At 69.4% G+C, this 10,529-nt stretch carries 12 protein-coding genes; 9 read left to right on the top strand and 3 right to left on the bottom strand.

Features of this window, described 5'->3' with window-relative positions:
• Positions 1-1,429: carboxylesterase/lipase family protein (locus HW445_RS08775; RefSeq protein WP_180220461.1), on the top strand; the 1,429-nt coding region annotated here is incomplete at its 5' end.
• 96 nt (positions 1,430-1,525) lie between these two features.
• Here the strand turns inward: HW445_RS08775 and HW445_RS08770 are convergent.
• Entirely contained in the window at positions 1,526-2,062 is a 537-nt protein-coding gene (locus HW445_RS08770; RefSeq protein ID WP_180220460.1) for a flavoprotein, read from the bottom strand.
• A gap of 198 nt (positions 2,063-2,260) precedes the next feature.
• Between HW445_RS08770 and cutA the strand changes: the two genes are divergently transcribed.
• The gene (gene cutA / locus HW445_RS08765; RefSeq protein WP_180220459.1) at positions 2,261-2,578 is read left to right on the top strand and encodes a divalent-cation tolerance protein CutA; all 318 of its coding nucleotides are present in this window, start codon (positions 2,261-2,263) and stop codon (positions 2,576-2,578) included.
• On the opposite strand, the gene HW445_RS08760 is transcribed toward cutA, so the two are convergent.
• Positions 2,563-3,783, bottom strand: a complete 1,221-nt coding sequence (locus tag HW445_RS08760; protein ID WP_257230936.1) for a helix-turn-helix transcriptional regulator — start codon at positions 3,781-3,783, stop codon at positions 2,563-2,565. The genes cutA and HW445_RS08760 overlap by 16 nt on opposite strands.
• Positions 3,784-3,974: 191 nt before the next feature.
• Between HW445_RS08760 and HW445_RS08755 the strand changes: the two genes are divergently transcribed.
• Positions 3,975-4,187, top strand: coding sequence for a hypothetical protein (locus HW445_RS08755; protein WP_180220457.1), 213 nt, complete (start codon positions 3,975-3,977; stop codon positions 4,185-4,187).
• Positions 4,188-4,842: 655 nt separating this feature from the next.
• Positions 4,843-5,925: a hypothetical protein gene (locus tag HW445_RS08750; RefSeq protein WP_180220456.1), complete on the top strand. Its 1,083-nt coding sequence runs from the start codon at positions 4,843-4,845 to the stop codon at positions 5,923-5,925.
• 70 nt (positions 5,926-5,995) lie between these two features.
• On the opposite strand, the gene HW445_RS08745 is transcribed toward HW445_RS08750, so the two are convergent.
• Entirely contained in the window at positions 5,996-6,814 is an 819-nt protein-coding gene (locus tag HW445_RS08745; protein ID WP_180220455.1) for a bifunctional 2-polyprenyl-6-hydroxyphenol methylase/3-demethylubiquinol 3-O-methyltransferase UbiG, read from the bottom strand.
• Positions 6,815-6,870: 56 nt separating this feature from the next.
• Between HW445_RS08745 and HW445_RS08740 the strand changes: the two genes are divergently transcribed.
• The 5 genes from HW445_RS08740 (at position 6,871) to HW445_RS08720 (ending at position 10,226) form a co-directional block, all read left to right on the top strand.
• Positions 6,871-7,587, top strand: coding sequence for a GntR family transcriptional regulator (locus tag HW445_RS08740; RefSeq protein WP_180220454.1), 717 nt, complete (start codon positions 6,871-6,873; stop codon positions 7,585-7,587).
• A gap of 740 nt (positions 7,588-8,327) precedes the next feature.
• Positions 8,328-8,597 carry a DUF6284 family protein gene (locus HW445_RS08735; protein WP_180220453.1) on the top strand — a complete coding sequence of 90 codons (270 nt, stop codon included), beginning with the start codon at positions 8,328-8,330 and terminating at the stop codon, positions 8,595-8,597.
• Positions 8,594-8,884, top strand: a complete 291-nt coding sequence (locus HW445_RS08730; RefSeq protein ID WP_180220452.1) for a hypothetical protein — start codon at positions 8,594-8,596, stop codon at positions 8,882-8,884. Before HW445_RS08735 ends, HW445_RS08730 begins: the two co-directional genes overlap by 4 nt.
• Entirely contained in the window at positions 8,881-9,891 is a 1,011-nt protein-coding gene (locus HW445_RS08725) for a DUF2637 domain-containing protein (protein ID WP_180220451.1), read from the top strand. The genes HW445_RS08730 and HW445_RS08725 overlap by 4 nt, the downstream gene beginning before the upstream one ends.
• Entirely contained in the window at positions 9,888-10,226 is a 339-nt protein-coding gene (locus HW445_RS08720) for an RRQRL motif-containing zinc-binding protein (protein WP_180220450.1), read from the top strand. Before HW445_RS08725 ends, HW445_RS08720 begins: the two co-directional genes overlap by 4 nt.
• The last annotated feature ends 303 nt before the right edge of the window (positions 10,227-10,529 follow it).

The raw sequence follows: 10,529 nt of genomic DNA, 5'->3' as shown, positions 1-10,529 counted from the left end.
CCCTCAGGTGCCGTCCGCGTACACCGGCACGGCCAGCACCGAGGAGGACTGCCTGGTCCTCGACGTCACCACCCCGCCGGACCGGCCGGGGCCCCACCGTGCGGACCGGCCGGAGTCACACGGCACCGCCCGGCCGGGGGCACGCGGTGCGGACCGTCACGGCGCCCCGGTGCTGGTGTGGATCCACGGGGACGGCTCGGTCGGCGGCGGCTCCCTCTTCGACGGGCGGAGACTGGCCGCGCGAGGACTGGTGGTGGTCACCGTCAACTACCGCCTCGGGGTGTTCGGCGGCCTCGCCCTGCCCGGCGTGGAGGGCTCCGGCACGTTCGGCCTCCTGGACCAGCAGGCCGCGCTGCGATGGGTGCGGCGCAACGCGGCGGCGTTCGGGGGCGATCCCGGCAACGTCACCGTCGCGGGTGTCTCCTTCGGCGCGTCGGCCATCTCGGGACACCTCACCTCGCCGGGTGCGCGGGGACTCTTCCACCGTGCCGTCATGGCGAGCGGCGAGGGCCTGATGGACATGCCCGCCGGGGCGATGGGTGAGGGAGTACCGGCCTACCCCTGGTACGTCTGGCGCTCCCGGCGCGAGGTCGAGGAGATCACCGCCGAGATGACCGCGCCCCTGGGCTGCGCGGAGGGCGGCACGGACCGCGTCCTGGAGTGTCTGCGCGGCCTGCCGGTGCGCCGCGTCCTGGAGGTGCCGCAGATCATGAACGCCTTCCAGGTGTTCGCCTACGGCACTCCCGCCCTGCCCGAGCTGCCGCCCGACGCGCTGCGGGCGGGCCGTTTCCTCCACGTCCCGGTCCTCTCCGGCGCCACCCGCGACGAGCACCGCCTGTTCGCCGGCCTCTTCCACGACGCCGTGGGCAACCCCCTCACCCCGGACGGCTACCACCGGGCGCTGCGCACCGCCTTCGGTGAGGACGCCGCCGCCCGGGTCGCGGCACGGTACCCGGTGTCCGCCTTCCCCTCGCCCTCACTCGCCTGGGCCCAGGTGTTCACCGACCGGATGTGGGCCCTGGGCACCCACGCCCAGCACCGGGTTCTGGGCCGCCGGGTGCCGCTGTACGCGTACGAGTTCGCGGACCGGGACGCCCCCATGTTCCTGCCGCTGCCCGGCGGGTTCGACTTCGGCGCCTTCCACGCGGGCGACACGCCCTACCTCTTCGAGGACGAGGCTGCGGAGCCGCTGTTCAGCCCGGCCCAGCGCCGACTGTCCTCCACCATGGCCGCGTACTGGGCGACCTTCGCCCGCACCGGCGCCCCCGGCGGTCCGGGCCTGCCGGAGTGGCCCCGCCACCGGCCGGACGACCGCCGCCCCTGGACCCAGTCGCTGGCCCCCGACCGGATCGGCCCCGTCGACTACCGCGCCGAGCACCGCCTCGCCTTCTGGGAGGAACTGGCGCGCCACGCCGATCAGCGCCGATGAGCTGTCCGGCGAAGCCCCACACACCTGAGTCCCCGCCCTGCCCTGCCCCTGCCCTGCCCGTCCGCCCGTCCGCGTGGAGCGGACCGCCCGCCGACCCTACGAACGCCTGGCCGCCACCCGTTCCACCTCGGCCAGCGCGGCCTGCCAGGGGTACTCGTGGCGTTCCCCCGGGGGGTTCGGTTGGAATCCTCCCTCGCCGTACAGGACCGACACACCGAGGGCACGCAACTCGGCGACGCTCCGGCCCAACGCGGGATGCCGGGCATAGGCCTCGTTCACGCACGGCATGGCGACGAGCGGGATCCCTTTGCCGGTCCCCTCGGCGCAGACCCCCACCACGAACGTCGAAGTCAGCCCGAGCGCCCAGCTGTTCAGGCTGTTGAAGGTGACGGGCGCGAAGAGAATCACCTCCGCCCGCGGCCAGACGTCGGCCGCTCCCGGCAGCCTGTAGTCGGAGCGCACCGGATGACCGGTCAGCCGCTCCAGCCCGGCGACCTGCGGCTCCAGCCACCGGGCCGCCGTCGGCGTCAGGCCGAGGCACACGTCGAACCCCCGCCGCTGTGCCTCCTCGACGACCGCTGCCACGCCGAGAACGGGAGGGGCGGCGGACCCGAACAAGTAGAGCGTCGTCACCCGGCCATCCCACCGCGCACCCGGCCGGCGGGACAACCGCACCCGGGCCGGCCCTGCTCAGGTTCGAGCCACGATGGATTCCCCACTCGAACGGCGGGCCGCCCTGGTCGACCCGATCGGGAGGCACTCGTCCTGTACGACGTGACACCGGACGCTGGAGCGCTTTTCCGCCTGTACGGCGATGGGTACGCTCCGCGGATGACCGACTACGTGCAGGTGTCCACCGCCACCGAGACCAAGGACCAGGCCGTCACGCTCGCCCGCTCGGCAGTGCAGGCCCGGCTCGCTGCCGGCGCCCAGATCACCGGCCCGGTCACCAGTGCTTTCTGGCACGACGACGCATACGGCGAGGGCGAGGAGTACCGCCTCCTGCTCACCACCACCGCCGCCCGGTACCCCGAGCTGGAAGCCCACCTGATCAAGCATCACCCGTGGCAACGGCCGGAGCTGTGCAGGACGCCCGTGACGGGGGCACCCCACTATCTGGAGTGGATCGACCGCTACGCGACCGACTGACTCGAGGTCCGCTCCACCAGCTCGGCCACCGAAGGCACCTCGCCGTAGTCCGCCCGCAGCCGCTCCACCACCGCGGCGATGCGCAGACGCGGCCGAGCGGACGCCACCCCGTCGGCGAGGTCTGACGCGCGACACAACACCTCCGTCGCCGCCTCGACCTCGCCGGCCGCCGCGTATGCCTGCGCGAGCCAGGTCGAGTACAGCGCCTTGTCCCGGGCGTGCGCGTCGTCGACCCGAGCCAGTGCGGCTGTCAGCACCGGCACCGCCCGCAGCGGCCGCCGCAACTCCGCCCAGCAGCGGCCCGTCATGATCTCTACCTCGGTGCCGTCCACCCACGCGGCCCAGTCCGGCGGAGCCTCGCCCCGACCGTCAGCCACGGCCTCGCGGGCCTGAGCCAGCGCACGGTCCGCGGCATCGGCCATCCCCGCGCAGGCGCATGCCCAGGCGTATCGCTCCCACAGCAACGCACGCACCGCCGACGACGTCGACGGCTTGATGGAGTCGCAGGACGCCGCCGCGATGGCGACGGCTGACCGCCGGTCAGCCGTCTGGTAGGCGACGTACGCGAGTGCGTTGCCCGCGAGGTCCCCCGCGTCGGCCTCCTCCGCCGCGGACCGGCTCTCCTGGTACAGCGTGCCCGCCTCCTGGTGGCGGCCCGCGTCGAAGCACGCCCAACCGGCCTGCTGTGCCTGCTCGGCGGCCAGCGCGAGCAAGGCCCGACCGACACGTTCGGTACAGCTCGCGGCACGCAGCAGATGCCGGGTCCGCTGATACCCGCCCACGAACACCCGGTGGGTGTCACCGCCGCCCAGGACGTCGTCCAGGCGCCGCAGTCGCGCGGTGCGCTCCCGGAGCACCTGCACGTCGCGCTCACCGACGCGTGCCGCCACCGGCTGCCTGTGCAGGTCGCCGAGCGCGGAGGCCAGCCCGACTGCGGCCCCGACGCCGATGACCTCACGACGGCTGGGCGCGGTTTCCCACAGCCGGGCGGCGAGGCCGACGAGGTGCCCGGGAACCCGTAGTGCGTCGGCGATGGTAGCGATCTTGCCGAAGCTCTCGATGCGGCCCTGTCCTCGGGCGAGCGTGCCGACCCGCTCCGGCTTGATGCCACACTCTGCGGCCAGCTTCGAGTAGCTGATCCCGGCCCGCTCCCGCGCGAGGCGGAAGACCGCCCCGAAGTCGTGCGCGCGGAGCGCGGCCCGCATCTCGGGCAGGTTCACCACGGCCGACGGGAGCGCTGTTGGCGGTGTGAGCGCGGTCATATCAGGACTGTACCCACCGTGGGGATACCCCTCAGTGGCATTGCACGGTCTGCATGCCGGGCCACCGTGGGCACACCGACCCCCGTACCGCTGTCACGGTCGGGGGCTGAACGCTCCTGCGTGAGAGGACCGCCATGCCGAACCTCACGGGCAGCCCCGCGCCCGCCACCATCCCCCACACGGCCGCCGAACAGACGGCCATGCGCCGTCTCTTCGCCCATGTCGGCAGCCCCGCCGAGCCCGGCTGCCTGCCGTGCCTCGAGCACATCGACGGCTGCGACACCGGCCGCGGTCTGCGCCGTGCTGTCAGCCGCGCCACCTCGAACCGCGCACCGCAGGGGGTCTGATGCTCTGCTTTCGGTGCGACAGGCCGATCGGCGACGGCGAGCCCTACGTGAGCGGGACCGTCGACCAGGCCACGGGCCCCGGTATCACGGTCCACCGGCACAGCGGGCAGTGCCGGCGGACGCCTGTGCCCACGGCCCCGAGCGACGGCACGGGGACCGGCGTCCTGGCCCGCTACCTCCGGCGGTACGGCCGCCCCTGACCGCGTTCGACATCGGCCGCCTCAGCGACACCGACGTCCATGGCGCGCGCCAGCACCAGCGGGCATGAGAAAGGCTCCGCACTCCCCTGGCGCGGGGAGCGACGGAGCCTGACCTGGTGCGCGCGGACGGTTTCGAACCGCCGACATCCGCCTTGTAAGGTCAGTCAGGAGTCTTCGCTTGCCGCACTTGATGCCGCTGGACGGACCAGCGTATCCATGCTGGGTCAGCACTGTGCGGCCACGTACCTCGCTGTTGCCGTCAGCGAGTGCCGTCAGGGCAATCACCCTCCGGAATGGCCAACGACTGCCGAGCGCCGCATCCCCTCGATCTGAAGGGCAAGCCCGTCAGACCGTAAGGCTGCGAGCCCTCGGGCCCGGAGACTGCCGGCAGTCGCACAAAGGGACTCCTTACACGCACCGCACAAGCTAGGCTTATCGCCACCGACGAGGGGGGAATGGTGAACGTAAAATTTTTTGGCGTTGGTTGCATGGTCCCGGGCCTCATAGAGTGCAACGATCCTGACATCTGGACCGAAAAGGTCACCGCCGCCTTTGACGAGATCCCCTCAGTGGAGAGGTTCAAGGTATTTGATGTAAAGGACCTTGATTTCTCTTGGATCGGAGATGGATACGCCACACCCAACCTCCAAAGATTCGCCATTCCAAAATCTGGTGCGATTGTGTTCACCGTAACAATCCCGACCCGACTCCAGACTATGCCGCTAGTTCGGCAGATAGATGTAGAACGTTTTAACGTAATGACCGTGTTCAGTCACACCCATCCAGTTACCTATGTTGAATGCCTCGCGAAGACCGAAACCCTTGAAGATCCATCCATGTCCTTGGCCATTGTTCGCGAGTTTCTGCGAGACGAGTTCAAGAAGCGCGACTCCACTGTCACCCTTCTAACGCTCGGCCCCAGTCCGTTCCATGCCAACTTCTCGCTACAGATAGGTACAGGTGATCACCAGGTCGGAAACGGATTCACCGCTACAGTGAATAAGGGCCTCGGGTACGACACGATCACCTACTTTCATGAAGATAAAGATATACTGACTGATCTTTATTGGGAAATTTTTCCCCAGCTTTCCCACTTCTACGATTTCACCAGGTCCCGCAACAGGCGCCTCCGTTCCGCCGATGCATTGTCCACGAAGGCAGAAGAAATCACTGAAGCCTTTAAGCGGCGCGGCCCGAAAGCCTATATATCCAGGGCGCTTACGATGCGTCACAAGTTGCAGTCGGCACAGTTGGACGCCGTGTCTGCAAGGCTGTCGATAAGCCGACACAGGCGCTTCAATACAGAGTCGCTAGAAAGGCTGTACCCGAGCGAAAAAGCCACACACCTGAAGGAATACCTGGAAAAGGTGGCGGAGGAGGACTACAAGGAAGAGATCGAGAGTGCGGAGCAGGTCTTGGAAATTCTTGACGGGAGGCACACTCAAGAACTTCAGCGTTTCGCAACGATCGCTTTCTCTCTCCTCGGCGTTGCAATCGGCGCCTTCTTGACGGCCGCGTTCAGAATTTGGTGGGGGTAGGCAATTGCAAGGCTCCTCGCAGATCCATTAACTCCGACCAGCACCACACCGGCCGAGAACTTGTGGACTGCTACGGCAACCGATAAGGTGTCCTACCCACAGCCAGCAAATGCGAGCTAGCTGCTAGAAGTTCGGGGTAGGGTTCTGCAAGACGGGCGGCCGCCATGGCGGAGGCAAATAGCTCGTCCGTAGGCCCTTCCCCGGGCTGCTGTTCAGCAGCTTTGACCAAAGACCACGCGGGCCCCTCGATCCCAAACACTTGCACTTCAAGCATTCCAGCCGCCACGAGTTCGCTTGCCAGTTCTTCCGCCCGGTGAAAGTACGAGAGAGTGAAGCCGCGCTCTCCGTCGTACACAGCGGTGCTCATGATGTTGGCCACTGACTGCTGCATGTGGTCCTGATACAAGTGCGCATAGGAGACGTGCTCAAAGAGACTGGCATAGCGGTTAATTGCTGCCGCGGCGACCAGGCCTCCCGGCTTCGCTGTGCGTACCGCTTCGGTAAGAACCCGGTACCGGTCGACCGGGTCCGGCAGATGGTAGAGCGGCCCGAGCAGGAGCACGACGTCGTAGCTGTCGTCGGGCTCGTTTAGAGCGCGCGCGTCCCCCAAAGTCGCGCGACAAACGGCCGATGCCCGCTCCACGTGGCGCGGTACGGGGTCGATGAGGTGCACCTCATATCCGTCTTCGACTAGCCACTCCGCGTGAATTCCGGTGGCACCACCGACGTCCAGCACCCGAGCCGGGGCTGGCGGAAGAAAGCGGCGGAGCAGCTGCTTAGTCCGCTCCAACTCCATACGGCCGTCCGCTGAGTCGCGCAGACGAGAGTCTTCGTCCACCGTCTCGCCGTAGAACCGCAGCACAGCAGGGTCCAGCTCGGGAATCGTCATTCCCGCAGTATCGTTGTGTACCGGTGGACCAGTCCAGCGCAAGGAAGCGAGGAAGCATGGCTGTCCTGAAGTACGAGGAGATCGCAGAGTCCTTGCGCAAGCGCATCGCTGCCGGTGAGTTCGGACCTGGAGAGACCATCCCCTCCGGTCGGGACCTCGCCGAGCAGTGGTCGGTGTCTCGCGCAACCGCCATCAAGGCCGTCGACGTCCTCCGCAGCGACGGGATCGTGGTCGCCCGCCAGGGCACGGGATTCGTTGTCACGGAGACGCCGGTGGCTCGGCCGGCAGGTGGTCGCCGCTCGGGGGCGGCGCGCGTTTCGGGTGGCATGCCGTTCCTGCGCGTAAGTGAGCCCACCTGGGAGGAGCCACCTGCTCGTGTCGCTGAGGCGCTGCACGTCGCCCCCGGCTCGCTCGCTCTACGCCGGGTGCGCGTGCTGCAGCTGCCGGACGGCACGCCGCACAGCTACGTGGAGGCCTGGTTCCCCGGCGAGATCGCGGAGGCCGCGCCGCGCCTGGCGGAGACGGCACCGATTGCCGAAGGCACCACGCGATACGTGCGCCGGCAGACGGGGCGCTTTCCGGTGGAGGGTGTGGACGTGACAACCGTGCGGCTTGTGAGTGAGGTGGAGGCCAAACACCTTGGCGTTCCCACGGGAACCGCAGTGGCCGTGGTCCTGCACACGGCCCACGACCAGGACGGGCGCCCGCTCGTCTGCGAGGAGGGAGTCACCCCCTCCATACACTTCGAACAGACCGACATCTACGCCATGTGAGCCAGCGCGAGAAGCTGGACCGGTCCGCCGGTCCAGCTTTTTTCACGCCCTCTTCGGCTCGCTGAACTGCTGAAACACCGTCAGGGAGCTTCTAATGGCCGCCTTGCGGGTTGACTGGACCGGTCCACCGGTCCAGTCTTGTGATGCGCCGATGAGGCCCCACCCACACCAGGGATGGCCCTCTTCGGCCCTGCCCGGAGGACCTCGTGAAACGGGCCCGAAGGAAGCAACCGCAGCTTGAGAACTCAACAGCGTGACGAGGTCGCCGCCTCCTCCGATAAGGCGGCCGGCGCGGCATAGGACCGCGCACTTCGACTTCCCACGGTTCGCCCACCGTGGGCCGGTTGCCTCCGCCGCTCGTCTCGCACGAGCGGCGCCGAGGGGAGCCGGACAGTGCTCCAACGGACGCGGTCCCCGGGTGGCACCCCGGGGACCGCTGACAGGCACCTAGGTAGGAGGCACCTGTGAGGACGAGTCTGACAGACGCAGAACGAGCGGAGTTGGCGCGCAAGAACGCCGAGGCGAACAAGCGCAGCCAGGACGACGCCCGTGCACGGGGCGGCCGGTGACGGCGCTCCCATGAACGGCAGCCCCGATGGTCGGAGGCCGGGTTCGACTCCCGGCCGGGGCACTTCTCCTGCCTCACTCGGGGCGGGAGCTCCCATACGGCGCGCACCCCCGGAGTAGCCGCTCCGGGGGTGCTGTTCGGGCCGTTTCACCTGCAAGGGAGTACACGACCCATGGAAACCATCGTGACCCTGGCGGATGCCGTTACCGCGTTCGCCGACTACCTGGAGCCCACCGACGCGGAGCTGGACGCGCTTGAGGTGGAGATGCCCGCGGTCCTCGCGGACGTCGAGCTGACCGACGCACTCATCGCCACACTGGACCGCACACCGAGCGAGCTGGACGCCCGCCGCGTGCGGCGCGCGTATCGACGACTGCTCAACGAGCGGGCCCAGCTCGCCAACCGCACCGCCGCGGCGATGCAGGCGGGAGGCGCGGCATGAGCGCTCACCTGCTGATCAGTTCGCCCCTGCTGCGGTCTGTGCTGCTGTGGCTCGCACACCACCCATACGCGGCCCTTTCGGCCGTCACCGTGCTGGGGGCGCTGCACATGGTCGGCTGGACCCCGGCCGGGTGGGCCGTGAATGCCGCCGGCGTGCTGACGCTGGCCTTGGCGGTCGCGGGGTTCATGGCCTCACGGCTGCACACCGAGCTCGATGACGCGGGCATTACTTGCCGCTGGTGCGATGTCGTCGCCGCACCGGAGGACGGTCTGGAGGGCGCGCCGTGAACGCTGTTCAGATTCGTTCAGCGGAGCGTGCCCTGTCGGCCGGCACCTGGCTGATCGTGGCGGGCGCGATGCTGTATTCGATCCTCACGGTCACCCCACTCGCCGCCGCGCACACCCCGAAGGAGTGGCGGTGGACGGCTCCGATCTTGCCGCTGGTGGTGGACGCGGCGGTGGTCATCGTCGTGCGCCTGGACGCCACGCTCGCCCGCCTCGGTGGGCACGGGGGGCGGTGGCCGGTGGCGCTGCGATGGATGACCGGGATCATGACGCTGGCCCTGAACATCGCCGACGCCGCCCTCAAGAAGGATCTGGTCGGCGTGGCTGTCCACTCGGTCGCGCCGCTGCTGCTGATCGTCACGGCAGAGACCGGCCTCGCCTACCGCAAGGCCATCACCGCCGCCCAGGTCGTGGCGGAACAGAAGGAGCGAGCCGAACGCGAGCGCCGCGAGGAGGAGGCCGCCGAGCGGCGCGAGCGGGATGAGCAACGGCGGCGCGAAGAACGTGAGGCCGCCGAGCGTGAACGCCGTGAGCAGCGCGAGCACGAGGCGCGTCTGGCCCGTGAGCAGACCGAGCGGGAGGAGCGGGCGCGGCGCGAGGAACGCGAGCGCGAGGAGGCCCGGGAGCGGGCTGAGCGGGCCGAACGTGAACGCCGTGAACGCGAGCGTGAACAGCGCGAGCATGAGCGCCGGCAGCGGGAGCGGGAGGCCGCCGAGCGAGCCGAGCGCGAGCGCCGCGAGCGGGAGGAGCGTGAACGCCGCGAGCAGACCGAGCGGGAGGAGCGGGCGGCGCGTGTACGCGCGGCGCTGCTGTCTGTCGGCCCGGCCACCGAGAAGCGGCCCGAGGACCAGGCCCGCGCAATCGTCGCCGCCGCGCACGCCGAAGGCATGTCGGTGCGGGCAGCGGCGGGACTCTGCGGCTGGTCGGTCGGCTGGGTCTCCGCCCGCTACGCCGAACTGCGGAACCCGTCCTCGGGCAACGCTGAGCTGGCGATTGCGAGCGGCTCGTGACGTCCTTGCCGATCTACCGCTGGCGCCTTGCGCCCGACGGCCTGGCGACGCGTCGCCAGCTGCGCCGGATGGGCCTGCGCCCCGGGGGCCAGGACGTCGTCGCAGAGCTGCAGCGCCCGCGCCAGCGGCGAGGGCCGCTGGTCGCGTACCTCTACCGCGTCGACGCTGCCAAGCCGGTGCGTCCGATGACGCCTGGCCGGGCCTCAGCGCTCGCCAAGGCCAACCGTGCCCGGCGTACCTGCCCCAACTGCGGACGGGACGCCGGGTACGTCATCCCCTCGTCGCTCGGCACCTGCGTGCCCTGTGACTCCTCCGACGAACGGTGCGCCGCTTAGCCCACGTCTGCAGGCCCGGCCGACACCTTCCACAGCACCTGGCCGGGCCCTACTCCCTGAAGGAGTGCTCTCAGCATGACGGAACTCAGCACGGAACCGACAGCCGTTCAGGCTGTCTCACCCGCTCCACCGCCCGCCGCGCCCGCCCCGGCCCCGGTTCCCACCGCGCTCGGAACGGGGTTGGACCACACGCCGGGTGGCCTGCCGGTCGTGCCGCTCGCCCTGACCGGGGCGAACACGACCGTCGGCATGGTCGCCGCGGCCTCGCTCGCTGGTGGCCCGGTGGCAGCCGCAGTCGCCATG

Origin of the sequence: Streptomyces sp. UH6 (assembly GCF_013421635.1) — a bacterium.
GTDB lineage: Bacteria > Actinomycetota > Actinomycetes > Streptomycetales > Streptomycetaceae > Streptomyces > Streptomyces abyssomicinicus.
This window is presented reverse-complemented; position numbering and strand designations above follow the sequence as displayed.

What these genes read in the sequence shown, in the direction of transcription:
- HW445_RS08730 (WP_180220452.1), top strand. Translation starts at nt 8,594, where the DNA reads ATGAGCGCTCACCTGCTGATCAGTTCGCCCCTGCTGCGGTCTGTGCTG.
- cutA (WP_180220459.1), top strand. Translation starts at nt 2,261, where the DNA reads ATGACCGACTACGTGCAGGTGTCCACCGCCACCGAGACCAAGGACCAG.
- HW445_RS08750 (WP_180220456.1), top strand. Translation starts at nt 4,843, where the DNA reads ATGGTGAACGTAAAATTTTTTGGCGTTGGTTGCATGGTCCCGGGCCTC.
- HW445_RS08760 (WP_257230936.1), bottom strand. Translation starts at nt 3,783, where the DNA reads ATGCGGGCCGCGCTCCGCGCGCACGACTTCGGGGCGGTCTTCCGCCTC.
- HW445_RS08735 (WP_180220453.1), top strand. Translation starts at nt 8,328, where the DNA reads ATGGAAACCATCGTGACCCTGGCGGATGCCGTTACCGCGTTCGCCGAC.
- HW445_RS08745 (WP_180220455.1), bottom strand. Translation starts at nt 6,814, where the DNA reads ATGACGATTCCCGAGCTGGACCCTGCTGTGCTGCGGTTCTACGGCGAG.
- HW445_RS08755 (WP_180220457.1), top strand. Translation starts at nt 3,975, where the DNA reads ATGCCGAACCTCACGGGCAGCCCCGCGCCCGCCACCATCCCCCACACG.
- HW445_RS08740 (WP_180220454.1), top strand. Translation starts at nt 6,871, where the DNA reads ATGGCTGTCCTGAAGTACGAGGAGATCGCAGAGTCCTTGCGCAAGCGC.